The sequence below is a fragment of the Mycobacterium branderi genome, assembly GCF_010728725.1.
GTDB lineage: Bacteria > Actinomycetota > Actinomycetes > Mycobacteriales > Mycobacteriaceae > Mycobacterium > Mycobacterium branderi.
This window is the reverse complement of record NZ_AP022606.1, coordinates 4688652-4715419: the sequence shown is the minus strand read 5'-3', so window position 1 is coordinate 4715419 and position 26768 is coordinate 4688652. Positions and strand designations below refer to the sequence as shown.

The 26768-nt window shown below is 66.9% G+C and carries 29 protein-coding genes and 1 pseudogene; 20 read left to right on the top strand and 10 right to left on the bottom strand.

From position 1 onward, the window contains the following. Nucleotides 1-52 precede the first annotated feature (52 nt). Together G6N47_RS22885 and G6N47_RS22880 are read left to right on the top strand one after the other, a co-directional pair. On the top strand, nucleotides 53-787 hold the full coding sequence (locus tag G6N47_RS22885) for a DivIVA domain-containing protein (RefSeq protein WP_083132382.1): 735 nt from the start codon (nucleotides 53-55) through the stop codon (nucleotides 785-787). 260 nt (nucleotides 788-1047) lie between these two features. Continuing rightward, nucleotides 1048-1908, top strand: coding sequence for a cupin-like domain-containing protein (locus G6N47_RS22880; protein WP_163659723.1), 861 nt, complete (start codon nucleotides 1048-1050; stop codon nucleotides 1906-1908). Between the two features lie 37 nt (nucleotides 1909-1945). Here the strand turns inward: G6N47_RS22880 and G6N47_RS22875 are convergent, their stop codons facing one another. After that, the gene (locus G6N47_RS22875) at nucleotides 1946-2902 is read right to left on the bottom strand and encodes a dipeptidase (protein ID WP_083132384.1); all 957 of its coding nucleotides are present in this window, start codon (nucleotides 2900-2902) and stop codon (nucleotides 1946-1948) included. A 70-nt stretch (nucleotides 2903-2972) separates the two neighbouring features. Between G6N47_RS22875 and thyX the strand changes: the two genes are divergently transcribed. From thyX to G6N47_RS22860, 3 genes are read left to right on the top strand one after another with little or no spacing between them, the layout of a single operon-like run. After that, nucleotides 2973-3737: an FAD-dependent thymidylate synthase gene (gene thyX, locus G6N47_RS22870; protein ID WP_083132491.1), complete on the top strand. Its 765-nt coding sequence runs from the start codon at nucleotides 2973-2975 to the stop codon at nucleotides 3735-3737. Between the two features lie 23 nt (nucleotides 3738-3760). Next, nucleotides 3761-4663 carry a 4-hydroxy-tetrahydrodipicolinate synthase gene (gene dapA, locus G6N47_RS22865; protein WP_083132385.1) on the top strand — a complete coding sequence of 301 codons (903 nt, stop codon included), beginning with the start codon at nucleotides 3761-3763 and terminating at the stop codon, nucleotides 4661-4663. A 7-nt stretch (nucleotides 4664-4670) separates the two neighbouring features. Next, a complete protein-coding gene (locus G6N47_RS22860) occupies nucleotides 4671-6347 on the top strand; it encodes a ribonuclease J (protein ID WP_083132386.1) in 1677 nt (558 codons plus the stop codon). 15 nt (nucleotides 6348-6362) lie between these two features. Here the strand turns inward: G6N47_RS22860 and G6N47_RS22855 are convergent, their stop codons facing one another. Genes G6N47_RS22855 through G6N47_RS22845 form a run of 3 tightly spaced genes read right to left on the bottom strand, consistent with a single transcriptional unit; the run spans nucleotide 6363 to nucleotide 8373 of the window. Beyond that, the gene (locus tag G6N47_RS22855) at nucleotides 6363-7235 is read right to left on the bottom strand and encodes an SAM-dependent methyltransferase (protein ID WP_083132387.1); all 873 of its coding nucleotides are present in this window, start codon (nucleotides 7233-7235) and stop codon (nucleotides 6363-6365) included. A 2-nt stretch (nucleotides 7236-7237) separates the two neighbouring features. Then, the gene (locus G6N47_RS22850) at nucleotides 7238-8059 is read right to left on the bottom strand and encodes a mycofactocin-coupled SDR family oxidoreductase (RefSeq protein WP_083132388.1); all 822 of its coding nucleotides are present in this window, start codon (nucleotides 8057-8059) and stop codon (nucleotides 7238-7240) included. After that, nucleotides 8059-8373: a putative quinol monooxygenase gene (locus G6N47_RS22845; protein WP_083132389.1), complete on the bottom strand. Its 315-nt coding sequence runs from the start codon at nucleotides 8371-8373 to the stop codon at nucleotides 8059-8061. Before G6N47_RS22845 ends, G6N47_RS22850 begins: the two co-directional genes overlap by 1 nt. Nucleotides 8374-8609: 236 nt before the next feature. On the opposite strand from G6N47_RS22845, the gene G6N47_RS22840 reads away from it, so the two are divergent. Further along, nucleotides 8610-11069, top strand: coding sequence for an FtsK/SpoIIIE family DNA translocase (locus G6N47_RS22840; RefSeq protein ID WP_139799547.1), 2460 nt, complete (start codon nucleotides 8610-8612; stop codon nucleotides 11067-11069). A gap of 393 nt (nucleotides 11070-11462) precedes the next feature. Beyond that, a complete protein-coding gene (locus tag G6N47_RS22835) occupies nucleotides 11463-12812 on the top strand; it encodes a sugar porter family MFS transporter (RefSeq protein ID WP_083132492.1) in 1350 nt (449 codons plus the stop codon). A 20-nt stretch (nucleotides 12813-12832) separates the two neighbouring features. Here G6N47_RS22835 and G6N47_RS22830 read toward each other — a convergent pair whose 3' ends face one another. After that, complete coding sequence (locus G6N47_RS22830) at nucleotides 12833-13330, bottom strand: amino-acid N-acetyltransferase (RefSeq protein WP_083132391.1); 498 nt, start codon at nucleotides 13328-13330, stop codon at nucleotides 12833-12835. A gap of 47 nt (nucleotides 13331-13377) precedes the next feature. Here G6N47_RS22830 and pgsA point away from each other — a divergent pair, with 47 nt between their 5' ends. The 4 genes from pgsA to pspM all read left to right on the top strand — a co-directional run bounded on the left by pgsA (nucleotide 13378) and on the right by pspM (nucleotide 16115). Continuing rightward, nucleotides 13378-13974, top strand: coding sequence for a CDP-diacylglycerol--glycerol-3-phosphate 3-phosphatidyltransferase (gene pgsA, locus G6N47_RS22825; protein WP_197945488.1), 597 nt, complete (start codon nucleotides 13378-13380; stop codon nucleotides 13972-13974). An 80-nt stretch (nucleotides 13975-14054) separates the two neighbouring features. Then, nucleotides 14055-14381 (top strand): transcriptional regulator ClgR, encoded by a 327-nt coding sequence (gene clgR, locus G6N47_RS22820; protein ID WP_083132393.1) that lies wholly within the window; start codon nucleotides 14055-14057, stop codon nucleotides 14379-14381. An 85-nt stretch (nucleotides 14382-14466) separates the two neighbouring features. Continuing rightward, complete coding sequence (gene pspA / locus G6N47_RS22815) at nucleotides 14467-15282, top strand: phage shock protein PspA (protein ID WP_083132394.1); 816 nt, start codon at nucleotides 14467-14469, stop codon at nucleotides 15280-15282. Between the two features lie 2 nt (nucleotides 15283-15284). Continuing rightward, a complete protein-coding gene (gene pspM / locus G6N47_RS22810; protein WP_083132395.1) occupies nucleotides 15285-16115 on the top strand; it encodes a phage shock envelope stress response protein PspM in 831 nt (276 codons plus the stop codon). Here pspM and G6N47_RS22805 read toward each other — a convergent pair. Both G6N47_RS22805 and G6N47_RS22800 read right to left on the bottom strand, forming a co-directional pair. Next, entirely contained in the window at nucleotides 16112-16522 is a 411-nt protein-coding gene (locus tag G6N47_RS22805; protein ID WP_083132396.1) for a DUF5313 domain-containing protein, read from the bottom strand. The two genes, pspM and G6N47_RS22805, sit on opposite strands and share 4 nt — an antisense overlap. An 8-nt stretch (nucleotides 16523-16530) precedes the next feature. Further along, complete coding sequence (locus tag G6N47_RS22800; RefSeq protein ID WP_083132397.1) at nucleotides 16531-16953, bottom strand: limonene-1,2-epoxide hydrolase; 423 nt, start codon at nucleotides 16951-16953, stop codon at nucleotides 16531-16533. 97 nt (nucleotides 16954-17050) lie between these two features. Here G6N47_RS22800 and G6N47_RS22795 point away from each other — a divergent pair, with 97 nt between their 5' ends. From G6N47_RS22795 to recX, 9 genes and pseudogenes are all read left to right on the top strand, one after another. Then, nucleotides 17051-18217: a glycosyltransferase gene (locus G6N47_RS22795; RefSeq protein WP_083132398.1), complete on the top strand. Its 1167-nt coding sequence runs from the start codon at nucleotides 17051-17053 to the stop codon at nucleotides 18215-18217. A 10-nt stretch (nucleotides 18218-18227) separates the two neighbouring features. Continuing rightward, a complete protein-coding gene (locus G6N47_RS22790; protein WP_083132399.1) occupies nucleotides 18228-18422 on the top strand; it encodes a DUF3046 domain-containing protein in 195 nt (64 codons plus the stop codon). A 158-nt stretch (nucleotides 18423-18580) separates the two neighbouring features. After that, the gene (locus tag G6N47_RS22785; RefSeq protein ID WP_083132400.1) at nucleotides 18581-18871 is read left to right on the top strand and encodes a PE family protein; all 291 of its coding nucleotides are present in this window, start codon (nucleotides 18581-18583) and stop codon (nucleotides 18869-18871) included. Further along, a pseudogene (locus tag G6N47_RS29850) lies at nucleotides 18859-19155 on the top strand (PE family protein); the annotation flags it as partial. The gene G6N47_RS22785 and the pseudogene G6N47_RS29850, both read left to right, overlap by 13 nt. Nucleotides 19156-19173: 18 nt before the next feature. Further along, nucleotides 19174-19692, top strand: coding sequence for a PE/PPE C-terminal domain-containing protein (locus G6N47_RS30220; protein WP_308206240.1), 519 nt, complete (start codon nucleotides 19174-19176; stop codon nucleotides 19690-19692). A 33-nt stretch (nucleotides 19693-19725) separates the two neighbouring features. Continuing rightward, entirely contained in the window at nucleotides 19726-20898 is a 1173-nt protein-coding gene (locus G6N47_RS22775) for a PPE family protein (protein WP_083132402.1), read from the top strand. A 23-nt stretch (nucleotides 20899-20921) separates the two neighbouring features. Next, complete coding sequence (locus tag G6N47_RS30365; RefSeq protein ID WP_083132403.1) at nucleotides 20922-21623, top strand: Clp protease N-terminal domain-containing protein; 702 nt, start codon at nucleotides 20922-20924, stop codon at nucleotides 21621-21623. Nucleotides 21624-21785: 162 nt separating this feature from the next. Then, the gene (gene recA, locus G6N47_RS22765) at nucleotides 21786-23918 is read left to right on the top strand and encodes an intein-containing recombinase RecA (protein ID WP_083132404.1); all 2133 of its coding nucleotides are present in this window, start codon (nucleotides 21786-21788) and stop codon (nucleotides 23916-23918) included. Then, a complete protein-coding gene (recX, locus tag G6N47_RS22760; protein WP_083132405.1) occupies nucleotides 23884-24417 on the top strand; it encodes a recombination regulator RecX in 534 nt (177 codons plus the stop codon). The genes recA and recX overlap by 35 nt, the downstream gene beginning before the upstream one ends. Here recX and G6N47_RS22755 read toward each other — a convergent pair. The 3 genes from G6N47_RS22755 to G6N47_RS22745 are packed head-to-tail and all read right to left on the bottom strand — an operon-like array spanning nucleotide 24414 to nucleotide 26763. Next, on the bottom strand, nucleotides 24414-25301 hold the full coding sequence (locus G6N47_RS22755) for an amino acid ABC transporter permease (protein WP_139799548.1): 888 nt from the start codon (nucleotides 25299-25301) through the stop codon (nucleotides 24414-24416). The genes recX and G6N47_RS22755 overlap by 4 nt on opposite strands. Continuing rightward, nucleotides 25298-25978: an amino acid ABC transporter permease gene (locus tag G6N47_RS22750; RefSeq protein WP_083132406.1), complete on the bottom strand. Its 681-nt coding sequence runs from the start codon at nucleotides 25976-25978 to the stop codon at nucleotides 25298-25300. The genes G6N47_RS22755 and G6N47_RS22750 overlap by 4 nt, the downstream gene beginning before the upstream one ends. Beyond that, a complete protein-coding gene (locus tag G6N47_RS22745) occupies nucleotides 25975-26763 on the bottom strand; it encodes a glutamate ABC transporter substrate-binding protein (RefSeq protein WP_083132407.1) in 789 nt (262 codons plus the stop codon). The genes G6N47_RS22750 and G6N47_RS22745 overlap by 4 nt, the downstream gene beginning before the upstream one ends. Nucleotides 26764-26768: the final 5 nt, after the last annotated feature.

The window sequence follows — 26768 nt, the reverse complement described above, 5'->3', positions numbered from 1 at the left end:
CTAGAGGCGTTTTCGCCGTGTATGCCAAGCATTTCAGAAGGGAGACTGTTCAGTGACAACTGAATCTCGACCCAAGTTCTCTCGCGTTGTGGTTGGCTACGATCCGGTAGCGGTCGATGACTGCGTCGACGAGTTGATCGCCAAGCAGCGGCTGCTACTCGACGACATCGAAACCCTAAGGGCCCGCCTGAAAGAATCGTGCGATGAAGTAGCGGCCCTTCGCAAAGAGGTCGCTTTCCTCAACGACACCTCACCGTCGCCGCACGCAGTACCGCAGCGGATGTCGAAGCTACTGCGGCATGCGATCGACGAGGTGTCCGAGATGCAGGCGGAGGCCAAGGCCGAGGTGCAGGCACTGGTCTCCACCATCGAGTCCGAGGCCGAGACCGCACACCGAAAGCACGAGGAGCTGTTGGCGGACATGGCCGCACAGCGCAGCGCCATGGAAGCCGAGTGTGCCGAAACCAGGAGCCAACTCGAAGCGGAACTGGCCGGCAAGCGCGCAGAGACGCAGTCGGAGATCGACGAGCTGATGCAAAAAGCTCAGCAGGATCGAGACCAGCTGCTCGACGAGGCCAGGCAGGAGGCTGAGCGCCTTCGCGAGGAGGCGCGCCGAGTGGTCGACGAGGCCAATCAGCAGCGGATCAAGATCCTGGAGCAGCTGATGGACGTCTACCGCGGGGTTGAAACGATTCCGGCCGCTCTGGAGTCGGCGTACCAAGATCGTGACAAGCCGCCGGAGGCCGGCGTCGTGGTGCCCTTCGAGCAGAAGAGAAGCACCGGCTGAGGTCGCACACGCTAGGCGCTTGATACCCAGAATCCAAGTGCTGCAACTGGATTCGGTGGGGGTAGTGGTGCGCGGGGTGTGCCGAATGTTTGCTGACCAAAGAAAGCCGGTTACCAGCACAAATAGCGCATGACGTGCCGATCGAAGCAGAGCGCGCCGCTACGAGCTCTTCTCGGACAGGCGAATTCAACCGGATCTGCCGCGGCGGCGAGCCGTAGGCGCTACCGTTCGGATACCTCATCGTGTTGCAGGAGGTAGGTGTGTTCGACGTCAAAAGCACGTTCGAAGTCCCGAGGGTGGAGCGCCCGAGCCGCCGGGAGTTCGAGGAGCGCTTCCTCGTTCCGCAGCGCCCGGTGATCGTCTCCGGCGCTATGGAGGGCTGGCCCGCGCGGGAGCAGTGGACCAACGACTACCTCAAGGAGAAAGTCGGCGCCCGCACCGTCCGCCCGTCCCAGGCCCACGCGGGCGTCCACCTCTACGACCCGAAGAAGCAGATCAACGACGAATCGGCGCCGATGAAGCTCGCCGAGTACATCGATCTGCTCGCCGGCGGCGACATCTCCGACGGCCAGCTCTACGTCACGCAACTCCCCATCAAGACCGCCCTGCCCGAGCTCTGGCCCGATATCCGCTTTCCCGCCTTCGTCGACCAGGGCAAATACGGCGTCGTGAGTCTCTGGTTCGGCCCCGGCAACAACTTAACCCCGCTGCACTACGACGCCGCCAACAACCTCCTGACGCAGATCCGCGGCCGAAAGCAGGTGATACTCTGCCCGCCTCGGGAGATCGCCCGCGTCTACCCCTTCCCCTTCAGATACGTCGCCAACCACATCTCCCAGGTCAACGTCGCCTCCCCGGATCTGACCCAATTCCCCGCCTGGGCTCAAGCAGAGCGAGCTCTCGTCGAGCTCGAACCTGGCGACATGCTCTTCATCCCCACCTACTGGTGGCACGCCGTCTGGGGCATCGACCAGAACATGTCGATCAGCTACTGGTGGTGGCCCCGCACCGCCAACTTGCTCCAGCACCCCCGCCAGACGGCTCGTGGCTTGAGAAGCATGGCTCACATGGGCCATCTCGTCGCCGCGAACATGGTGCAGAAGCTCGCCCGCCGCAATTGACTCCAAGCCGCGGCGCAGGCGGACGAACCGCGCGCGCTCAGCCAGACCACACCTGGCGGGCGACCAGCTGAAAGTTCCCGCCCAGCACCGCGGTGACGTCGGCATCCGACCAGCCGCGGTCGCGCAGGTGCTCGCCGATCGTGACGAATGTTTCCGGCGGCATCCACTCGATGGGCCCCCACCGCGTGTAGCTGGCGTCGAAAAGTTGCGGGTTGGCTCGCAGTTCCGCGACGAAGTCAGCGTGGTCGAAGGAGAAGTCGGTGCTGATCCCGACGTGGTCGATGCCGACCAGTTCGACGGCGTATTCGAGGTGGCGGGTCATCGCCTCCAGGGTGGGGGTATTGGGGCCGAGGAAGATCCCGACGCCGGTGATCCCGACGACGCCGCCCGTGCCCGCGCAGGCGCGGGCCTGGTCGTCGGTGATGTTGCGCGGGTGATCCCACACCGCCCGCATGCAGGAATGGCTGTAAACGACTGGGCCGCTTGAGATTTCGCACATATCCAGGCCGGTGCGTACGCTGCAGTGCGAGCCGTCGGGCACCATGCCCGCGGCGTTCATCGCGGCGACCAGCGAGCGACCCCAGGCCGTCAGCCCGTCGTCGCGGGCGTCGAGGCATCCCGAGCCAGCGGCATTGGCGTGGTTGTAGGTGGGCAGCATCGTGCGCACGCCGAGGTCGACGAACACCCGTACGTTGTCGAGATCGCCGTCCAGCGGCCGCGAGTCTTCCAGGTCGAAGGCCACCGCGGTGCGGCCCGAGCGGGCGATCGTCGGGACATCCTCTGCGGCGAGGGCCAACTCGAGGTGGGGGTGGGCGTCGATGGCCCGCCGGAAATGGTTCAACAACGCTGTCGCGTCGTGGAACGAGTGCGGCGCGTAGCCGGCGTTGACGGACACGAATGCCCCGCTCGGCCGCTGATAGCGGGTCAACTCCGAAACGTCGGCGTCGAGCTGCAGCGGCAGGCACGCGTGTTGGTCCCACAGCAAGGGGCTCATGCAGGGCAATCCTGGTCGTTCAGGGCTCGCTCGATCAACACCGTCCCCGCCGACCATTAGGGTGAGCGCCGTGGCCCAGACCGCGCCGCTGCGCGTGCAATTGATCGCCAAGACCGAGTTCTTGGCGCCGCCCGACGTGCCGTGGAGCACCGACGCCGACGGTGGTCAGGCGCTGCTCGAGTTCGCCGGCCGGGCCTGCTATCAGAGCTGGTCCAAGCCCAACCCGAAGACCGCGACCAACGCCGCGTACATCAAGCACATCATCGATGTCGGGCATTTCTCGGTGCTCGAGCATGCCAGCGTGTCGTTCTACATCACCGGGATCTCCCGGTCGTGTACCCACGAGCTGATCCGGCACCGGCACTTCTCCTACTCGCAGCTGTCGCAGCGCTACGTGCCAGAGAAGAATTCGCAGGTCGTGGTGCCGCCGGGGATGGAAGACGACCCCGAACTGCAGCAGATCCTGACCGCCGCTGCCGACGCCAGCCGCGCGACCTACGCCGAGCTGCTGGCCAAACTCGAGGCCAAGTTCATGGCGGGCGAGCCCGCCGGGAGTCTGGGGGTCCTGCGGCGCAAACAGGCCCGTCAGGCCGCCCGCGCCGTGCTGCCCAACGCCACCGAAACCCGCATCGTCGTCACCGGCAACTACCGCGCCTGGCGGCACTTCATCGCGATGCGGGCCAGCGAACACGCGGACGTGGAAATCCGGCGGCTGGCCATCGCGTGCCTGCGCCAGCTCGTCGACGTCGCACCCGCCGTCTTCGCCGATTTTCAGATCACCACGCTGGCCGACGGCACCGAAGTGGCGACCAGTCCGCTTGCCACGGAGGCTTGAGGTGGCCAGGTAACCTTGGCACCGTGACTACCGGCGGAATCGACGTCCACGCCCGCCTGGGCACCCTGCTCACCGCGATGGTGACGCCGTTCGCGCCGGACGGGTCCCTCGACCTGGCCGCCGCTGCGCGGCTGGCGAACCACCTCGTCGACGCGGGCTGCGACGGGCTGGTGGTTTCCGGCACCACCGGCGAGTCGCCGACCACGACCGACGCCGAGAAACTCGCCCTACTGGGGACGGTGCTGGAGGCGGTCGGCGACCGCGCCCGCGTCGTCGCCGGCGCCGGCACCTACGACACCGCGCACAGCGTGCACCTGGCCAAGGCCTGCGCCGCCGAGGGCGCGCATGGACTGCTGGTCGTCACGCCGTACTACTCCAAGCCGCCGCAGAGCGGGCTGATTGCGCACTTCACCGCGGTGGCCGATGCCACGGCGCTGCCGGTCTTGCTCTACGACGTCCCGCCCCGGACAGTGGTGCCGATCGCCCCCGACACCATCCGGGCGCTGGCGTCGCACCCGAACATCGTCGGCGTCAAAGACGCCAAGGGTGCCCTGGACGTCGGCGGGCAGCTGATCGCCGAAACGGGACTGGCCTACTACTCGGGCGACGACGCGCTGAACCTGCCCTGGCTGGCGATGGGCGCGGTCGGCTTCATCAGCGTGTGGAGTCATGTCGCCGCGGGCCCGCTGCGGGAAATGTTGTCGGCGTTCACTACTGGCGACCTTGCGATGGCTCGCAAGATCAACGCCGCCTTGGCACCGCTTGGCGCGGCGCAAACCCGGCTGGGCGGGGTGACGATGGCGAAGGCCGGCCTGCGCTTGCAGGGCATCGAGGTGGGCGACCCGCGGTTGCCGCAGATGCCCGCGACCGGCGCGGAGGTGGACGCGTTGGCGGCCGACATGCGTGCGGCCTCGGTGCTCAGGTGAACCTGAGGTGAACCAAGACCTCTCCCCGCCGGGTCCCCTGACTCCTGGCGGGTTGCGGGTTACCGCGCTCGGCGGCATCAGCGAAATCGGCCGCAACATGACCGTTTTCGAGCATCTCGGCCGGCTGCTGATCATCGACTGCGGGGTGATGTTCCCGACTCACGACGAGCCGGCCGTCGACCTGATCCTGCCCGATCTGCGTCATATCGAAGACCGGCTCGACGACGTCGAGGCGCTGGTGCTGACCCACGCGCACGAGGACCACATCGGCGCGATTCCGTTTTTGCTCAAGCTGCGCCCCGACATTCCGGTGGTGGGCTCGAAGTTCACCCTGGCGCTGGTGGCCGCGAAATGCCGTGAGCACCAACTCAAGCCGGTGTTCTTCGAGGTGTCGGAGGGTCAGCGCAGCACCCACGGGGTATTCGAGTGCGAGTACTTCGCGGTCAACCACTCCATCCCCGACGCGCTGGCGATCGCGGTGCGCACCGGCGCGGGAACCGTCTTGCACACCGGCGACATCAAGCTCGACCAGCTTCCGCTCGACGGGCGTCCCACCGACCTGCCCGGGATGTCGCGGCTCGGCGACGACGGCGTGGACCTGTTCCTGTGTGACTCGACCAACGCCGAGATTCCCGGTGTCGGGCCGAGCGAAAGCGAGGTCGGCCCGACGCTGCACCGGCTGATCCGCGGCGCGGAAGGCCGGGTGATCGTGGCGTGTTTCGCCTCCAACGTCGATAGGGTGCAGCAGATCTGCGACGCCGCAGTGGCATTGGGCCGGCGGGTGTCGTTCGTCGGGCGGTCGATGGTGCGCAACATGGGCATCGCCCGGGAGCTCGGCTTCCTGCGAGTCGACGACAACGACCTGCTCGACATCGGCGCCGCAGAGATGATGCCGCCCGAGCGGGTAGTGCTGATCACCACCGGCACCCAGGGCGAGCCCATGTCGGCGTTGTCGCGAATGTCGCGCGGCGAGCATCGCAGCATCACGCTGACCGCCGACGACCTGGTCATCCTGTCGTCGTCGCTGATCCCGGGCAACGAAGAAGCCGTCTACGGGGTCATCGACTCGCTGTCCAAGATCGGCGCCCGTGTGGTCACCAATCAGCAAGTGCGCGTGCATGTTTCCGGACACGCCTATGCGGGCGAGCTGTTGTTCCTCTACAACGGAGTGCGGCCGCGCAACGTCATGCCGGTGCACGGCACCTGGCGGATGCTGCGCGCCAACGCCAAGCTGGCCGCCCGAACCGGGGTACGACAGGAGTCGATCCTGTTGGCGGAGAACGGCGTCAGCGTCGATCTGGTCGCCGGCCAGGCCAGCATCGCGGGCGCGGTCCCCGTGGGCAAGATGTTCGTCGACGGTCTGATCACCGGCGACGTCGGCGACATCACGCTGGGCGAACGGCTCATCCTGTCATCGGGTTTCGTCGCGGTAACCGTGGTGGTGCGGCGTGGCACCGGCCAGCCCGCGGCGCCGCCACACCTGTATTCGCGCGGTTTCTCCGAAGACCCGAAGGCGCTGGAGCCGGCCGTGCGCAAAGTAGAGGCCGAGCTGGAAGGACTGATGGCCGAAAAAGTCACGGATCCGGTGCGGATCGCCCAGGCGGTGCGCCGCACGGTCGGCAAGTGGGTGGGGGAGACGTATCGCCGCCAGCCGATGATCGTGCCGACCGTGTTGGAGATTTAGCAGCGCGCGGAGGGCTCAGCGCTTCTCGGCGTACGCCGTCCACTCGACTTGCGAGGCGGACAGGTTGCGGCCGGTCGGCTTGACGTACCGTTCGACGATCTCGTCAGGGCCGATCTGCTCCACCAGCCGCCAACCGAACTCGTCGAGAAACCCCGGAATCTCCTCGGGCTGTATTCCGAAGTGCCACAATTGTTGCCGCTGGCGCACTCTGCGGTAGAGCGAACGCGCGCCGTACAGGTTGACGCCGTCGATGAAATCGCGTCGGACATAGGTGAACACCAGCCTGCTGCCCGGCGCCACCGGCCTCAGCCCGTCCAGCGTGGAGCGCACCGCGTCGGCGGTCAGGTATTGGGTCACGCCTTCCCAGATGAAGAAGGTGCGGTAGTCGGTGCGGTAACCCAACTCGGCCAGCGTGGTGAGCAGGTCGTCGCGCTCGAAGTCGACCGACACCAACCGGACCGAGCGCGGCAGCGCGCCCAGCACCCGTCGCACCGTCGCCGCTTTACGGGTGATGTTGACCGGCTGGTCGACCTCGAAGACCGGGATGTGGCTCGTCTGCGCTAAATGGTAAGCGCGCGTGTCCAATCCGGCACCGAGGACCACGACCGCGTCGATGCCGTCGAGCGCTTCGCGGAGCTTGTCGGCGATGTAGCGCTTGCGGCAGGCGAGGTTGGACCACAGACCCGGGCCGCCGCGGTCCATACCGGCGACGAGCATACGACGGACAAACGCGGGCTGTGTCGCGGCCACCAGCCACCGCATGCGAGCCGGCAGGAACTTGGCGGCTAGGTCGTCGTCCACCAACCGCTGCCCGGGCGGCTCGTGTTGTTCGATGGCCGCGAGCACCATCGGTCCAAAAGCTGTCTGCGCCGCCGCGTTTCGGGCCATCGCTACCTCTTGTTCAAAAAGCCCGCGTCGACCGGCAGAGTGATGCCGGTGATGTAGCGGGCTTGATCGGATACCAGCCACGCCACCGCGTTGGCAACGTCGTCGGGCTGCAGCACCTGCACCGGCAGTGCGTTACCCATGTCCGGTGGCGAGCCGGTCTGGGCGACCAAATCCGCTAGCCACTGTCGGGTGTGCTCGTTGTTGATCATCGGCGTGTCGACACCGGCCGGATGCACCGAGTTGACCCGAATATTATGCGGCGCAAGGTGATTAGCGTAAACCCGCATCAACCCGACCAGACCGTGTTTGGCCGCCGCGTAGCCGATCGAGCCGGCGTCGGCGCTGCCGATACCGGCCAGCCCGGCGGCCGAGCTGATCAGCACGATCGACCCGCCGTCGCCCTGGGTCACCATCGTCGGTATCGCGACCTCGACCGTGTGGTGCACGCCGGTCAGGTTGACGTCGATCACGTCGCGCCAGCCGTCGGGGCCGGCCTGCATCGGCGCGATGCCGGCGTTGGCCACCACGATGTCGAGCCGCCCCAATTCGTCCAGGCCGGCCTGCAGCGCGGCGGACAGCGAATCGCGGTCGCGGACATCGGCTTGGCGGGCCACGATGCGGGCCCCGGTGTCCTCGACGAGCTTCACGGTGGCGGCCAGGTCGTCGGCGGTGGCCAGCGGGTAGGGCACGCTGGCGATCTGAGCGCACAGGTCGACGGCGATGATGTCGGCGCCGTCGGACGCCAATCGCAGCGCGTGGGCGCGGCCCTGACCGCGGGCCGCCCCGGTGATCAGTGCGACTTTGCCTGCTAGCGGGCCGCCCATCAGGGGCGCAGCTGGCCCTTGGCCGGGTCGCCGGCGACGACGGGCGACAGCGTCTTGATGTCCGGCGCGCCCGCCAGGTGCTCGCCGGCCTCGGAGAACATCGTCGCGATCGCGGGCGCGGTGCTGTGCGCTTTGAGCGCGTCGGCGTCGGCCCACTGCTCGACGAAGACGAAGGTGTTATCGGATTCGTGCAGCGAGTACAGCTGACAACCGGGCTCGTCGTGCACGTCTTTGACGCCGCGCGTGAGGATGTCGCGGACGGTGTCAACCGATTCGGGTTTGACGGTGAAAGTGGCGACGACGACGACGGGCATGCGATGACTCCTCACTGAGTACAAACCAGACAGGCGTCAACCCTACTCACGTGTCCACCCAAACCGGTCAGGGCAGCCACCACGATCGCGAATACCGCGAGCCCTTCCGAGTGGGCTGCGGAGCTGCTGTTTCGGTCGTCGCCGGAGGCTAAGGCGCGACCAGGCAGAACTGACACAATTCTGTGACCCGTGTGGCACATGGTGAATCTGAGGCCAGTGCGACTAGGCTTGGGCTCATGGCTAGTAAGACCGTCGCGCGATCGCGTGCCCGAACCAGCAGGTCAAAGGCCGGTTCGCGGTCAGCAACCCGGCCTGCCCGCCCGGCGCCGCCGCGGCGCAAGCCGGCGAAGCGACGCCATCCGTCGCACGTCGCCGGGGTTGGCGCCACCGTCGGCCGCGGCGTGCGCGCAACGTGGCTGATGCTGGCCAAGGGCACCGGCACCGCGGCGCGCTCCGTCGGCCGGGCCCGCGACATCGACCCGGGTCACCGTCGCGACGGGATCGCCCTGGCGTTGCTGGGGCTGGCGGTGGTCATTGCGGCCAGTTGCTGGTTCGACGCCGCCCGCCCTGTCGGGGCGTGGATCGACTCGGTCCTGCGGATGTTCATCGGCTCGGGCGTCGTCGTGCTGCCGGTGGTCACCGCCGCGGTGGCGGTGCTGTTGATGCGCACGGAGCCGGATCCCGACGCGCGCCCGCGGCTGGTGCTCGGCGCGGCGATGGTGGCGCTGCCGGTGCTGGGGCTGTGGCATCTGTGGGCCGGCTCGCCGGATACCCCGGCGGGGCGGGCGCACGCGGCGGGCTTCATCGGTTTCGCGATCGGCGGCCCGCTCTCGGAGGGCCTGAGTGTGTGGATCGCCGCGCCGCTGCTGTTCATCGGTTCGCTGTTCGGGGTGTTGCTGTTGACCGGCACCACGATCCGCGAGGTGCCGGATACGGTGCGCGCCATGTTCGCCACCCGGATGTTCGACGAAGGCTATTCCGACGAACCCGAGCCAGAATCGGAAGACGTTGCGGCCGAAGACTTTTCCGACGGCTACTACGACGACGCCGCCGAGTATGGCGACGAGTCGCAGCCGTGGCCGTCCGGCAACGACCCCGTCGCGCCCGACGAAACCCCGACCGTGCCCGAGCCCACTGTCTCGCGCAGCCGTCGTAAAGCCAAGCGGGACACCATGGTTGTCGACCGGGTCGTCGAGGGTCCCTACACACTGCCGTCGCTTTCGCTGCTGGTCGCCGGAGATCCGCCCAAGCGGCGCAGCGTCGCCAACGAGGCGATGGTCGACGCCATCACGTCGGTTCTGCAGCAGTTCAAGGTCGACGCCGCGGTCACCGGCTGCACCCGCGGGCCCACCGTCACCCGCTACGAGGTGGAGCTGGGCCCGGGGGTCAAGGTGGAGAAAATCACTGCGCTGCAACGCAATATCGCCTACGCGGTGGCCACCGAGAGTGTCCGGATGCTGGCGCCGATCCCTGGTAAGTCCGCCGTCGGCATCGAGGTGCCCAACACGGATCGGGAAATGGTGCGGCTGGCCGACGTGCTCACCGCACCGACGACCCGTCGCGACCACCACCCGCTGGTGATCGGGTTGGGCAAAGACATCGAGGGCGACTTCATCTCGGCCAACCTGGCCAAGATGCCGCACCTGCTGGTCGCCGGCTCCACCGGCTCCGGTAAGTCCAGCTTTATCAACTCGATGCTGATCTCGCTTTTGGCCCGGGCCACCCCGGAGGAGGTCAGGATGATCCTGATCGACCCGAAGATGGTGGAACTGACGCCGTACGAAGGCATTCCGCATCTGATCACGCCGATCATCACCCAGCCGAAGAAGGCCGCCGCTGCACTGGCCTGGCTGGTCGAGGAGATGGAACAGCGCTACCAGGACATGCAGGCCTCGCGGGTGCGCCACATCGACGACTTCAACGCCAAGGTGCGCTCCGGTGAGATCACCACGCCGCTGGGCAGCCAGCGCGAATACCGGCCCTACCCGTACGTGGTGGCGATCGTCGACGAGCTGGCCGACCTGATGATGACCGCGCCCCGCGACGTCGAGGACGCCGTCGTGCGGATCACCCAGAAGGCCCGCGCGGCCGGCATCCATCTGGTGCTGGCCACCCAGCGGCCGTCGGTCGACGTGGTCACCGGCCTGATCAAAACCAACGTGCCCTCGCGGCTGGCGTTCGCGACGTCGTCGCTCACCGATTCCCGGGTGATCTTGGACCAGGCCGGCGCGGAGAAGCTGATCGGCATGGGCGACGGCCTGTTCCTGCCGATGGGCGCCGGCAAGCCGATCCGCCTGCAGGGGGCGTTCATCACTGACGAGGAGATCCACGCCGTCGTCGCCGCCTGCAAGGACCAGGCCGAACCCGAATACACCGAGGGCGTCACGACCGCCAAGACCACCGGCGAGCGCCGCGACGTCGACCCCGACATCGGCGACGACATGGACGTGTTCCTGCAGGCTGTCGAACTGGTGGTGTCCAGCCAGTTCGGCTCGACGTCGATGCTGCAGCGCAAGCTGCGGGTCGGCTTCGCCAAGGCCGGACGGCTGATGGACCTGATGGAGACCCGCGGCATCGTCGGGCCCTCAGAGGGGTCCAAGGCGCGCGAGGTGCTGGTCAAACCCGACGAGCTGGCCGCCACGCTGGCGTCCATCCGGGGGATCGGCAGCGAAACCGGCAAGTCGGACGAGGACTAGCCAACGGACTGTGGCGCCCAACACACCCCACGGGGGTTATCGCCGCCGAATAGCGTTTTAGTACAGTGCAACTGGAATCTATGGCAGCTCCGACTCACCCACAATTCGTGACCGGCTTCTGGCCGGACCGGTAGGGAAGTCAAACGGCATGTCGGCCATCCGCAGGAAACACCCCACTCACGTGATCTGCCTCGACGACACTCCGAACCTCGTCCTCAGCGGGCACCAGCGCTGCTAGTGGTCGCGGACGATTCGACAGACCGCGGATGGTGGCCAGGGGCCCGCGACGAGGCTCTGGCCCGGTCGAGTCGGCTCTCTCGGCTGGCCAGACTGCGCAGGGAAGCGTCGCGAACCGCAGCCGACGCGGAGGCGGGCAAGCAACTGACAGGCGCCGTGGTCGTCGTCGCGGTCGTCGCGGCGATCTCTGGCATGCTCTACGGCTACGACACCGGCGTCATCTCCTGGGCTTTGTTGCAGCTCACCGAGGAATTCAGCCTCACCGCGGGATTGAAGCAGATGGTCGCCGCCAGCATCTTGCTCGGTGCCGTCGTCGGGGCATTGACGTGCAGCTGGCTTTCCGATCGGTGCGGCCGGCGCGGCACATTGTTGATGCTGGCGGTGGTGTTCATCGTCGGCTCGCTGTGGTGCGCCGACGCGTACGATGCCGTTGCGCTGTCGCTGGGACGGCTGGTCCTGGGCTTTGCTGTCGGCGGGGCGACGCAGACCGCGCCGATGTACGTCGCCGAGCTCTCTCCGCCGGCCTACCGGGGACGGTTGGTGCTGTGCTTCCAAATCGCCATCGGGGTGGGCCTGTTCATCGCTACCCTCGGCGGGGTCGTCGACTCGATCTCCTGGCGAGGGGCGATCGGAATTGCGTGCGTGCCCGCCGCGATCATGCTGTGGCTGTTGCTGCGCCTCCCGGAAAGTCCGCGCTGGCTGGTCAAGCAAGATCATCGACACGCGGCACGAGCCGTGTTGGAGCGTGTCCGGCCCGACGGCTACGACGTGGACGTCGAGCTGGACGAAGCGATCGAACTCGCGCGCGTCGAGCGCACGGCCAGCACCCGCGGGTGGCGCGGACTGCGCGACGCCTGGGTGCGCCCGGCCCTGGTCCTGGGTTGCGGCATCGCGGTGTTCACCCAGCTCAGCGGCATCGAGATGATCATCTACTATTCGCCGACCATCTTGACCAACGACGGCGTGTACAGGTACGTGGCTCTGCAGGTGTCGGTGGGCTTGGGTGCGGCGTACCTGATCGCCCAGCTGGTCGGGTTGGCCATCATCGACCGGGTGGGCCGACGCCGGCTCACCCTCATCATGGTGCCGGGTGCGGCAATGAGCCTGTTTGCGCTCGGCCTGCTCTTCGTCACCAGCGACAGCGGTCACGATGTGATTCCGTACATCATGATCTGCCTGATCGCCTTCATGCTGTTCAATGGCGGCGGTCTGCAGCTGATGGGCTGGCTGACCGGCTCGGAGACCTATCCGCTGGCGGTACGACCCGCCGCCACCGCCGTGCAGTCGGCGACGCTATGGGCGACCAACCTGCTCATCACCCTGACGATGCTGTCGCTCATCAATGCGATCGGTCCCGGGCACGCGATGTGGCTCTACGCGTTGTTCAACGTGGCGGCATGGATCTTCGTGTACTTCCGCATGCCTGACCTCACCGGTAAGAGCCTGGAGGAGATCGAGAACAAACTGTTCGAAGGAAAGTTCCGACCGTCGGACTTCAGGCGCTGACTAGTCGCAGGTTCGGCGCATCAGAGCACTAGCAGCATCCGCGAGTTGCCCAGGATGTTCGGCTTGACGTAGCTCAGGTCCAGGAACTCGGCGACACCGATGTCGTAGGAGCGGCACATCTCCTCGTACACCTCGGCGGTCACCGGGGTGCCCTCGATTTCGGTGAAGCCGTGCTTGGCGAAGAACTCCGTTTCGAAGGTCAACACGAACAGCCGCTTCAGCTCGAGGTCGCGGGCCACCTCGAGCAGTCGGTCGACGATGGCATGCCCGATGCCGCGGCCGGTCATAGCGGGGTCGACGGCGACGGTGCGCACCTCGCCGAGATCGGACCACAGGACGTGCAACGCCCCGCAGCCGACGACCTCGCCCTCGTGTTCGGCCACCCAGAACTCCTGGACGGACTCATAGAGCGTCACCAGGTTCTTTTCCAGCAGGATCTTGCCGGCATAGGTGTCCACGAGCCGCTTGATCGCCGGGACGTCCGAGGTTCGCGCGCGACGAACATGCACGGGTTGCACAGTAGCGGTTTCGGTCTATCGAATGCTCAACCGATATTCTGATGGCCGTGTCGGGACAGCCTCAAACCGGTCCACTGGTCCGGCGTGTCCGCGTCACCAACCTCGCCAACATGCTGACGCTCTTGCGATTGGTGCTGGTCCCGATATTCCTGCTGGCGCTGTTCGCGGGCGACGGGCACCAAACCCCAAGTCGCATAGTGGCTTTCGTTATTTTTGCGGTGGCTGTCGTCACCGATCGGTTCGACGGCGCGCTGGCCCGCAACTACGGAATGGTCACCGAATTCGGCGCGCTGGCCGATCCGATCGCGGACAAGACGCTGATCGGCGCGGCGCTGATCGGGCTGTCGATGCTCGGCGACCTTCCGTGGTGGGTCACCGTGCTGATCCTGGTCCGCGAGGTCGGCATCACCACGCTGCGGTTCGCCGTGCTGCGCCGCGGCGTGATTCCGGCGAGCCGGGGCGGCAAGCTCAAAACCCTGGTGCAGGCGATCGCGATCGGGCTGTTCGTGCTGCCGCTGTCCGGGTCGTGGCATGTGACGGCGTCGGTGGTGATGGCGGCGGCCATCGTGCTGACCGTCGTCACCGGTGTGGACTACGTAGCGTCCGCCGTGCGGGATGTTCGCGGACGATCCACGGCTGCCTGACGGGGAACCAATCCGCCGGCCGGTGGCGTTGACCTAGTTGATCGACTGTCAATCTGCCCGACCGGACCGAGGGGAGCACAATGCCGTCATTGCTGCGAGAGGTCATCGGCGATGTGCTGCGCCGGGCCCGGACTTCGCAAGGCCGCACACTGCGTGAGGTCTCCGACGCGGCACGCGTCAGCCTCGGATACCTCTCCGAGGTCGAGCGTGGCCGCAAAGAGGCGTCCAGCGAGCTGCTGAACGCGATCTGCGACGCTCTGGACGTCCCGCTGTCGGAGCTGCTGGTCGACGCCGGCGAGCAGCTGGCCCGTCACGAGCCCGCCAACGCCACGGCACCCACCGCGGCCCACATCGATCCCGACACCAAGGTCGTTATCCCGCCCGTGGTCTCGCTCGCGATCGCCTGACGCACGCTCAACAAGGGTGCGGCGATCGGCGCAGAACCGATAAATTGGCGGCAGTAGTCCATCAATCCGAAGGCGGAGCTCACTTATGGCCAATCCGTTTGTCAAAGGGTGGAAGTACCTCATGGCGTTGTTCAACGCCAAGATCGATGAGCACGCCGACCCCAAGGTGCAGATCCAACAGGCCATCGAGGAAGCCCAGCGCACCCATCAGGCGCTGACCCAGCAGGCCGCGCAAGTGATCGGCAACCAGCGTCAGCTCGAGATGCGCCTCAACCGGCAGCTGGCCGACATCGAAAAGCTTCAGGTCAATGTGCGCCAGGCGCTGACACTGGCCGACCAGGCCACCGCCGCCGGCGATACCGCGAAGGCCACCGAGTACAACAACGCCGCAGAGGCGTTCGCGGCCCAACTGGTGACTGCCGAGCAGAGCGTGGAGGACCTCAAGGGTTTGCACGACCAGGCGCTGCAAGCCGCCGCGCAAGCCAAGAAGGCCGTCGAGCAGAACGCGATGGTGCTGCAGCAAAAGATCGCCGAGCGCACCAAGCTGCTCAGCCAGCTTGAGCAGGCCAAGATGCAGGAGCAGGTCAGCGCGTCGCTGCGGTCGATGAGCGAGCTGGCCGCCCCGGGCAACACGCCCAGCCTCGACGAGGTGCGCGACAAGATCGAACGCCGCTACGCCAACGCACTCGGCGCCGCCGAGCTTGCGCAGAACTCGGTCCAGGGCCGCATGCTCGAGGTCGAGCAGGCCAGCGTGCAGATGGCCGGGCACTCGCGGCTGGAGCAGATCCGCGCGTCGATGCGCGGCGAGGCGCTGCCTGCCGGCGGCAACACTGCTACCCCGGGCACTCCGGCGACCGCCGCCGACGGCGCCGCGGCCGAGAAGCCCATCGGTCAGCAGTAGCCATGGCGGTGAAGTCGCAGCAGAGAGCCATGGCGGACGGATCATGGCGCGCGCTGCTGCAGCGCTGGTTCGATGCCGCCAACGACGTGTCCGACTTGGTGGCGCGCAAGATCAGCGCCGTCACCGACCCCCGAGCCCGGCTGCTGCGCCGACGTCGTCGCGCATTGCGCTGGGGGCTGATATTCGCGGGCGCGTGCGTGTTCTGGGCGGTGGTGACGGTGTTGCTGGCGGCCTGGGGCTGGTTCGCGCTGCTGCTGGTCGTCACCGGCTCGGTCGCGGTGGCCGCGGCGATCCCGGCGACGTTGTTGCTGCTTCGCTACCGATGGCTGCGGTCGGTGCCGCTGCCGACGCAGCGGCCGGCGAGTAGCCGTCGGCTGCCGCCACCGGGTTCGGCAGCGCGGCCCGCGATGTTCGCGCTGGGCGCGTCCGAACGCGGCCTCTTCTCGCTGCTGGGTGTGATGGAACGCGGAAACATGTTGCCCGCGGCCGAGATTCGCGACCTCACCGCCGCAGCCAACCAGACCGCCGCGGCCATGGCCGCCACCGCGGCGGAGGTGGTGTCGATGGAACGGGCGGTGCAGTCCGCCCCGCAGTCCCGATCGCATCTGGTGCCAACGATCAACGCCTTCACCGCACAGCTGAGCACGGGTGTGCGCCAGTACAACGAAATGGTCACCGCCGCAGCACAATTGGTGTCCGCGGCCAACGGCGACTCTGCGGCGACGACGCCGATATCACAGCAACGCTATCGCGACGAGTTGGTGGGGGCGACGGATCGGCTGCTCGGCTGGGCGCAGGCGTTCGACGAGCTCGGCGGGCTGCCGCGCGCTTAGACGTCGTGGCTGCGGTACTCGGCTGAGTCGGGGCGCGGGCCATAGCGTTCCGCGTAGCGCCGATGCATGTCGGCGTCGCGCTCCCGGCGGCGTTGGTCGACCAGATCCGGGTCGAGGTTATGCATCCGCAGCATGTGGCGGCGCCACACCTTGTTCAGCGCATGCGAGAAGTACACGAACGGGATCAGAATCGGCAGCGTCATCCCCAGATGTACGTCCAGCGTCGTCGGGATCAGCCAGAACGGGGCGAGCACCAGGACCGCCGGAACCGCGACCCGGATCATCATCCGGGCGGTGGCACCCTTACCCGTCAGGTCGTTAAGTACCCAGTCCCGCATCGAGTCGGGCAGTGGATGCCCGTAGCAGTACCGGATGTACTGGATGACGCCCGGCCGGTTGTCGCTCATCGGCGTGCTCAGAACGATGCCCGCAGCGACGGGACCACCAGCGCGGCCAGGCCACGCACCGTCGCCTTGAACATGTCGAAGAAGTCGAAGTAGTCGCGCCACAGGGTGATTCGGCCGTCGTGTACTTCGAACACGCCGCAGACCCAGAACTGCAGCCGCAGCGGTCCGAAGGTCAGCGCGTCGGTGCGTTCGGTCAGCACCGCGGCGCCGTCGGCGGCGATGCGATGAACCTTCACGTCGAAGCCGGCACGGCCCTCCATCTGCCGGAACAGCTTCATCGCGCGGTGCCGGCCGTAAATCGTCGGGAGTCCGACGTTCTGATACACCAGGTCGTCGGCCAGTGCGGCGTTGGCGGTGTCGAAGTCCTGGTCGGCGAGCGCGTTCAGGAAGACCTCTACCGTGCGGGTGTTCTCAAGGGTTTGCTCGGTCATGGGCGCCAGCGTAGTGGCGATCGCAAGCGCGGCGCAGCCGGGCGCGGCGGGTCGCCACGCGGGGAAGCAGGCGCGCTGCTGTGACAGGGTAGGGCGCATGCGCGTCGCCGTCGTCGCAGGACCGGATCCGGGGCATTCGTTTCCCGCGATCGCGTTGTGCCAGCGCTTCATTGCCGCCGGCGACGCGCCGGTGCTCTTCACCGGAACCGAATGGCTCGATGCCGCCCGCGCCGCCGGCGTGCAGGCCGTCGAGTTGGCCGGGCTCGACCCCACCGCCGCCGACGACGACCGCGATGCCGGCGCCAAGATTCACCAGCGTGCCGCGCGGATGGCCCTGCTCAATCTCGACCGGCTGCGCGACCTGGCACCGGACCTGGTGGTGTCCGACGTGATCACGGCCTGCGGCGGGATGGCCGCCGAACTGATGGCCATCCCGTGGATCGAGCTCAACCCGCATCCGCTGTATCTGCCGTCGAAGGGCCTGCCGCCGCTGGGCAGCGGCCTGGCGCCGGGCACCGGAATCCGCGGCCGGCTCCGCGACTCGGTGATGCGGACGTTGACGGCGCGGTCCTGGCGTGCGGGTTTGAAGCAGCGTGCGGCGGTCCGCGTCGAGATCGGCCTGCCCGCCCGCGATCCGGGGCCGCTGCGGCGGCTGATCGCCACCTTGCCCGCGCTGGAGGTACCCCGCCCCGACTGGCCGGCCGAAGCCGTCCTCGTCGGGCCGCTGCACTTCGAACCGACCGATCAGGTGTTGCCGGTCCCGCCCGGATCCGGGCCAGTCGTGGTGGTGGCGCCGTCGACGGCGTTGACCGGGGCGCGCGGGATGGCGCAGACCGCACTGGACTGCCTGGTACCCGGAGCGGGCTTGCCGGCGGGCGCGCGGGTGGTGGTGTCGCGGCTGAACGGGCCCGATTTGACGGTGCCGGACTGGGCCGTCGTCGGGCTGGGGCGCCAGGACGAGTTGCTGGCGCACGCCGACCTGGTGGTGTGCGGCGGCGGGCATGGGATGGTGGCTAAGACGCTGCTCGCGGGCGTGCCGCTGGTAGTGGTCCCCGGCGGCGGTGACCAGTGGGAGATCGCCAACCGGGTGGCGAGGCAGGGCAGCGGGAAGCTGGTCCGGCCGTTGACCGCCGAGGCGCTGGTGGCGGCGGTCGGTGAGGTGTTGTCGACGCCGGGCTACCGCGAGGCCGCCCGACGGGCCGCGGCCGGCATTGCCGAGGTCGCCGACCCGGTGCAGGTGTGTCGCCAAGCGCTCGCTGGGTAGGTTGTAGCGCGTGCGGCTGACGGAGTTTCACGAGCGGGTGACCTTGCGATTCGGTGCCGCTTACGGCGCGTCGGTACTGACCGATCATGTGCTGAGCGGATTCGACGGGCGCACAGCGGCACAGGCGATCGAGGACGGCGTCGACCCGCGCGACGTGTGGCGGGCACTCTGCGTCGACTTCGACGTGCCCCGCGAGCAGTGGTGAGACCAGCCGAGTAGCACCGCGCTCGTTAAGAATCCGTAAGGATCCACATATCCCTCGTCAAGAACCCGTATGGGTTAACTTGACGGTCACAATAGCCTGCTTTTCCGGCCTAACCTCTGAATTGGGTTGGTACCCAACACCATTGAGGAGGGGGCTTTATGCCTTCGGCGACAATTCAGCCGAAAACACTGGCAGCAGCAGCTGCCACCTTACAGGCAATCGGCTCGGCGATGGCTGCGGAAAACGCCGCTGCGGCCATCCCGACAACCCGGTTGATTCCCGCGGCGGCCGATGAGGTGTCTGCGCTCACGGCAACGCAATTCGGCCTGCACGGCACAAGTTACCAGGCGATCAGCGACCAGGCCGCGGCGATCCATCAGATGTTCACCGCGATCGTATCGGCCGGAGCCAGCTCGCTTTTGAGACAGGAGAAGTCATGTCTTTCGTGACCACACAGCCCGAGGCGTTGATGGCTGCAGCCACTAGCCTGCATGGGATCGGTTCCACGATGGCCGCCCAGAACGCGGCGGCGGCAGCTCCGACCACGGCTGTGGTTCCCGCGGCCGCCGACGAGGTGTCGGCTCTGCAGGCGACGCAGTTTTCCGCCTACGGCAACCTCTACCAACAGGTCAGCGCCCAGGCCACGGCGATTCACGAGATGTTTGTCAACACCTTGGGCGCCAGCGCGGGTTCGTACGGCGCCACCGAGGCCGCCAACGCGGCCGGTGCCGGGCCTGGCGGACTTCTCGGTATGTTCACCGGCGCCGCATCCGGACCGTACGGGCTCGTTCCCAGCGCGATGAGCAACCTCGGCATCATCGGCGCCATGCAGGCGGGCAACTTCGGCTCCGCCGCGTCGGATCTGTTCGAGTTCGGAAGCGCCGGGCTTTCCGCTCCGGGCGAAGCTGCCCCTGAGGTCGGCGCCGTCGGGGCCGTCGGTTCGAGCGGGCCGAGCGGAGCGGTGCTCACGGTGGCCGGGGGCTCCGCCGGCATGGGCGGGGCGCCGGTGGCGGCGGGTGTCGGCCAGGCGTCCTCAATCGGCCGGTTGTCGGTACCGCCCAGTTGGGTCGGCGCGGCCGCTGCGTCGAGTACGGCTCCTGCGACGTTGACGGGCGCGGGCTGGACCGCCGCCGCTCCGCAAAGCACGCCGGTGACAACCATGCCGGCCGGTATGCCGGCGGTGGCCTCCGCGGGGCGCGCGGGTGTCGGCTTCGGCGCGCCGCGCTACGGCGTCAAGCCCACGGTGATGCCCAAGCCGGCGGTTGTTTAGGCAAATCGGTTATCAGAGAGCAGGTTTCACGAAATGGATTTCGGAGCTTTACCCCCGGAAGTCAACTCCGCGCGAATGTATGCGGGCCCGGGTGCGGGGCCGATGATGGCTGTCGCTGCGGCGTGGCATGCGCTGGGCGCCGAACTCGCTACGACGGCAGCGTCCTACGAGTCGGTGATTTCGGCGCTGACCGGCGAGGAGTGGCTGGGTCCGTCGTCGGCGGCAATGGCCGCTGCGGCCGCGCCTTACGTGGCATGGATGAACACCACCGCTGCCGCCGCCGAGCACGCGGCCGCGCAGGCCACGGCGTCGGCGGCAGCGTTCGAGGCGGCGTTCGCGATGACGGTGCCGCCACCGGTGATCGCCGCCAACAGGGCGCAGCTGGCGGCACTCGTCGCCACCAACTTCCTCGGGCAGAACACCCCGGCAATCGCGGCAACCGAGGCGCACTACGGCGAAATGTGGGCCCAGGACGCCGCCGCCATGTATGGCTACGCGGGTTCCTCGGCGAGCGCCGGGGTGCTGCAGCCGTTGACCGCTCCTGCGCCGACCACCAACCCGGCCGGGTTGGCGGGCCAGGCCGCCGCGGTGTCGGGCGCCGGCACGCAGGCACAGCTGTCGCAACTGGTCTCGACGTTGCCCAGCGCGGTGCAAGGGATGGCCTCACCGCTGGCGGGATCCGGTGGGTCCGGTGGTTTCCTGTCGGATTTCATCAACTCGACGCAGAACATCGGGATTTGGAACACCATCCAGACCTACAGCCAGGCGGCGGGAAACATCGCGGCGTGGAACATGTTCGGCGGCATCATGGGCGGCATCGGGGCTGCGAAGGCCGAAAATGCGCTGCCTGCTGCCATGGCCGTGGGTGCCGGCGAGGCGTCGGGAGGAACGGTCCTGATGGGGAGCGTGGGGCCGGTGGGCGCCGCCGGCCTCGCCGGGGCGCCGGTGTCGGCGGGTTTGGGTCAGGCGTCCTCGGTCGGTGGGTTGTCGGTGCCGGCCAGTTGGTCGGCGGCCACCCCGGCGGGCACCGGGTCGGCGACGCTGGCCGGCACCGGTTGGGCGGCGGCCGCCGAGGAAACTGCACCGGTGGCCGCCGTGCCGGCGGGGATGCCGGCGGTGGCTTCGGCCGGGCGCGGCGGGTTCGGCTTCGGCGCGCCGCGGTACGGCTTCAAGCCCACAGTCATGCCGAAATCGGTTGTGGGCTGATCCGGTAACGGCATGATGGGTGAGTGTTCGAGCGATTCACCGATGCGGCGCGTCGCGCAGTCGTCCTAGCCCAGGAGGCGGCACGCGAACTGCAACACGACCACATCGGCACCGAACACTTCCTGCTGGGGTTGCTGGCCCGTCCCGACACGGTGGCCGCCCATGCGCTTGCGTCGCTAGGTGTTTCGGCCGATTCGGTTCGCCGAGCGGTCATCGACCGGGTCGGTGCCGGCACGGAACAGATCAGCGGGCACATCCCGTTCACGCCAAGCGGCAAAGGCACGTTGGAACACTCGCTGCGTGAGGCGCTCGCGTTGAATCACCCGTACATCGGCACTGAGCATCTCCTGCTCGGTTTGCTCGACGAGCCCGACGGGGTTGGCGCGCAAGTCCTCGTCGAGCAGGTGGGGGACTTGTCGAGGGTTCGCACGGCCGTCCTCGACGTGCTGCGGGGCGGACCGCCGGCCGAGCACGGGCCCGCGGAGGAGGGGCGTCGCGACATGACTGTCCGCGTCGCCGACGACCGGCTCACGCTGGAGGTGACCGACCCTAATCTGGTCGAGCTGGCCCAGGCTGCGATCACCGCGCTCGGCGACCAGCTCGACGAGCCGGGTGTGATTCCGGGTGACCTGCCGGCTGCTTTCAGCCTGGTGATGGTGTGGCAGGCGCTGCGCGACAGCCTCAGCGATATCCGGCGCCGAGCGGCGCCGCCGTCCGACGCTTGAGGCGCGTACGGCGCGCCTCCTTGCCATCGAACACACGTTCGTTACTGTGGGGCTTGTTCGAACGCTGCGACGCTGGTCAGGCCGTCTTGTCGGTGCCCTTCTCTAGCGTCATGGGCAATTGACCGATACCGGTCAACCGAACACCGACTACAGGAGAAGCACATGGCACAGGTCCCTGACCGCGAGAAAGCTCTCGAACTGGCGATAGCCCAGATCGATAAGAATTACGGCAAAGGTTCAGTGATGCGCCTCGGCGACGAGGTGCGCCAGCCGATCTCGGTCATCCCGACCGGGTCGATTGCACTGGACGTTGCTCTGGGCATCGGCGGCCTGCCACGCGGCCGGATCATCGAGATCTACGGCCCGGAATCCTCGGGTAAGACCACCGTCGCCCTGCACGCGGTGGCCAATGCGCAGGCCGCCGGCGGGATCGCGGCGTTCATCGACGCCGAGCACGCGCTGGACCCCGAGTACGCCAAGAAGCTCGGCGTGGACACCGACTCGCTGCTGGTGTCCCAGCCCGACACCGGGGAACAGGCGCTGGAGATCGCCGACATGCTGGTCCGCTCCGGCGCACTGGACATCCTGGTCATCGACTCGGTGGCCGCACTGGTGCCACGTGCCGAGATCGAAGGCGAGATGGGCGACAGCCATGTCGGCCTGCAGGCCCGGCTGATGAGTCAAGCATTGCGGAAAATGACTGGCGCGCTGAACAATTCGGGTACCACTGCTATCTTCATCAACCAGCTGCGGGAAAAAATCGGTGTGATGTTCGGGTGCATGAACTATGCCACCCGTGTGACCCTAGCCGACGGCAGTACCGAGAAGATCGGCAAGATCGTCAACAACAAAATGGACGTCGAGGTGCTGTCTTACGATCCGGTGGCCGACAAAGTCGTGCCGCGCAAGGTGGTGAACTGGTTCAACAACGGGCCTGCCGAGCAGTTCCTGCAATTCACCGTCGAGAAGTCAAGCGGCAACGGCAAATCACAGTTCGCGGCGACACCCAATCACCTCATTCGCACGCCGAGCGGTTGGACCGAAGCCGGTGACCTCAACACCGGTGATCGAGTGCTGGCCACCGAACCGCACCTACTCAGCGATCAGCAATTCCAGGTAGTATTGGGCTCATTGATGGGCGACGGAAACCTGTCGCCGAACCGGCACGACCGCAACGGCGTCCGGTTCCGATTGGGGCACGGCGCCAAGCAGGCCGAGTACCTGCAGTGGAAAGCCGGTCTACTGGGCAACATCCGGCACTCGATACGCGAGAACGCTAAGGGCGCACGCTTCGTCGACTTCACCCCGCTAGCTGAACTCGCCGAGTTGCAGCGCGCGGTGTACCTGGGAGACGGCAAGAAATTCTTCTCCGAGGAATACCTCAAGGCGCTGACTCCGCTGGCCCTGGCCATCTGGTACATGGACGACGGCGCGTTCACCTTGCGTTCCAAGGGATTGCAAGAACGTACCGCTGGTGGCAGCGGCCGTATCGAGATCTGCGTCGAAGCCATGACTGAAGGCACGCGCTTACGGTTGCGTGACTATCTGCGTGACACTCACGGGCTAGACGTGCGGTTGCGGTCATCCGGCGCGGCCGGGAAGGCGGTGCTGGTGTTCTCCACTGCAGCGACGGCGAAGTTCCAGGAATTGGTGGCGCCCTACATGGCGCCGTCCATGGAGTACAAGCTGCTGCCGCGGTTCCGTGGTCAAAGCACCGTGACGCCACAGTTTGTGGAACCGGCGCAGCGGCTAGTCCCGGCACGCGTTCTCGACGTCCATGTCAAGCCGCACACCCGATCGATGAATCGGTTCGATATCGAGGTCGAGGGCAACCACAACTACTTCGTCGACGGTGTCATGGTGCACAACTCGCCTGAAACGACAACGGGCGGAAAGGCTTTGAAGTTCTACGCCTCAGTTCGCTTAGACGTCAGGCGAATTGAGACGCTCAAGGACGGCACTGATGCGGTCGGTAACCGCACTCGGGTCAAGGTGGTCAAGAACAAGGTCAGCCCGCCGTTCAAGCAGGCGGAGTTTGACATCCTCTACGGCAGGGGCATCAGCCGGGAAGGTTCGCTGATCGACATGGGTGTGGATCAGGGCTTCATCCGCAAGTCCGGCTCCTGGTTCACCTACGAGGGCGAGCAGCTCGGCCAGGGCAAGGAGAACGCCCGGAACTTCCTGCTGGAAAACACCGAAGTGGCCCTTGAGATCGAGAAGAAGATCAAAGAAAAGCTCGGCATTGGCGCCGTGGTGACCGATGACGAAGTCCTGCCCGCCCCCGTCGACTTCTGACGGGGCGCCGGCTCGCGAGGAGCAGGCGCGGGCGCTATGCCTGCGCCTGCTCACCGCCCGGTCGCGCACCCGCGCAGAGCTCGAAAGCCAGCTCGCCAAACGGGGATACCCCGACGACGTCAGTACCCGCGTGCTGGACCGCCTGGCCGACGTCGGCCTGATCGACGACGTCGACTTCGCCGAACAATGGGTGCATTCCCGCCGGACAAACGCCGGGAAAGGTAAGCGGGCCTTGGCCGCTGAGCTACGAACCAAGGGCGTCGACAATGACGTGATCACCGCGGTGCTCGACGGCATCAAACCCGCCGCCGAGCGGGACCGGGCCGAGCAGCTGATAAGGGCCAGGTTGCGTCGGGAGTCGCTGAACAATGAGGACGACGATGCCCGGGCCACCCGCAGGCTGGTGGCGATGCTGGCGCGTCGCGGATACAGCCAGAGCATGGCCTACGACGTGGTCAGCACAGAGTTGGCCGCCGAACGGGAGCGTCGACGCGTCTAGCCTGCCGCCTGTACCACTGGGGCGCCGGGCGCGCCCTCCGGCTCGATCGTTGCGGCCTCCAGCGGCGGACGGCGTGTGCGGCGCAGTCGTTGTTCGATCGTGAATGCGACGCCCGACAGCGCCATGTTCACCGTGATCATCAACGCAGCGATAACAGCAAGCGCGGGAAGGAAATTGCCGTACTGCGAGCCGACCACCGTGCCCTGGCGCACCATCTCGACAAACGTGATCTGGTACCCGATCGCGGTGTCCTTGAGCACCACCACCAGTTGTGACATCAGCACCGGTAGCATCGCGGTGATGGCCTGGGGGAGTAGCACCAGGCGCATGGTCTGGGTCCAGCGCAACCCGAGCGCCGCCGCCGCCTCAGACTGGCCGCGCGGCAACGTATTCACCCCGGCACGCACGATTTCGGCGATCACCGCGCCGTTGTACAGCGTCAACCCGGTGACCACCCCGGCCAGTGCCAGCTGCCGGCCCGGAACGACGTCGTAAGCCGCATAGCAAAAGTAGGCGAAGATCATCAGGATCAGCACCGGGATAGCGCGGAAGAACTCCACCACGACCACGCACGGCCATCGGATCGCAGCGACCGTCGACAACCTGCCCACGCCCAGCACGACGCCGAGGCCCACTGCCAGTACGATCGACCAGGCCGCCGCCATCAGCGTGCCCCGAACCCCCGGCAGCACATACGTTTTCCAGAGGTTCACCGTCAGAAACGGCGTCCACTTCGCGGATTCGAACTGCCCCTTGGCGTCCAGTCGGTGATACACCACCCAAACCAGCAGCGCCGCAGCCACAATGGTGGCCACCGAGAGCATCCTGTTGCGGAGCCGTCCGCGCGGGCCCGGCGCGTCGAACAGCACCGACGCGCCAGTCACCGCGCCACCGCCCAACGCCGGCCCAACCAACCGAACAGCAGTCCCAGCGGCAGCGTCAGGACGAGAAATCCGATCGCGAAGATGACGCCCACCTCGATCAGCGCTGCGGTGTTCTCGATCATCGATTTCATCAGCAGCGCCGCCTCACCCACCCCGATCGCCGAAGCGATCGTGGTGTTCTTCGTCAAGGCGATCAGCACCGAGCCCAGCGGCACGATGACCGCACGAAAAGCCTGCGGCAGCAAGATGAGTCGCAGGTTCTGGCTGAACGTCAACCCCAGCGACCGCGCTGCTTCTGCCTGTCCCAGCGGCACGGTGTTGACGCCGGACCGCACCGACTCGCACACGAATGATGCGGTGTAGATGGTGAATCCGAGCACCGCCAGCCGGAAGTCGCTGTCGTCGATCGATGTCGGCGACGCCGAATCGGCCAGCGTCACACCCAGTGTCTGAGACAAGCCAAACGAGCAGAACAGGATGATCAGCGTCAGCGGCGTGTTGCGGACCAGGTTGACGTAGACCGCGCCGATCCAGTTCAGCGCCGGCACCGGCGCCAGCCGCATCGCTGCCAGCCCAGTGCCGAGAATCAGCGCGCCAACAGCCGATAGCACGCTCAACTCCACAGTGACCCAGAACGCCGAAAAGATCTGTTCGCGATACTCGTTGAACATGGTCAATACCGATCGACCGTTGGTGGCTTCGGCGCCGCAAGCCCGGACTCTCCAAAGTTCTTCTCGAAGGCGGCTTTCCACGACCCGTCGAGCTCCATCTTCTCGATCGCGTCGTCGATCTTGTTGCGTAGCGTCGTGTTGTCCTTCTTCAACCCGATTCCGTACTTCTCGGTGGAAAACGGCTTACCGACCAGCTTGAAGGCACCGGGGCTCTGCGCGGCGAAGCCGGCAAGGATCACGTCGTCAGTGCTCACCGCGTCGACCGCCCCATTCTTCAACGCTTCGATGCAGGCCGAATACGTGTCGTAGCGCTGCAACTGAACGCCGGGATAGCGGTCCTTGATCAGCTGCGCCGCTGTGGAACCCGCGACCGAGCACAGCTTCTTGTTGTGTTGCAGTGACTCTGGGCCGGTGATCCCGGTTTCGCCGGTGCGCACCAACAAGCTCTGCCCGGCGATCAGATACGGCCCAGCGAAGCTGACCTTTTTCTTGCGGGCATCGGTGATCGAGTAGTTGGCAACGACGTAGTCGACCTGCCCGTTGCGGATCAGCATCTCGCGCTGACCCGCCGGCGCTTCGACCCAGACGATGTCGTCGGCCGAGTAGCCGAGCTGCCGGGCGACGTAGCGCGCCACGTCGACGTCGAAACCGCTCATCGTTCCGTCGGGTTTCTTCAGTCCCAGCCCGGGTTGGTCGAACTTCACGCCGACCACGAGCTTGCCGCCCTGTCCGCCCCCGCACCCCGCGGCCAGCGCCACGACCGCCAGCGCAATCACGACGAGCCGCAGCATGGTGA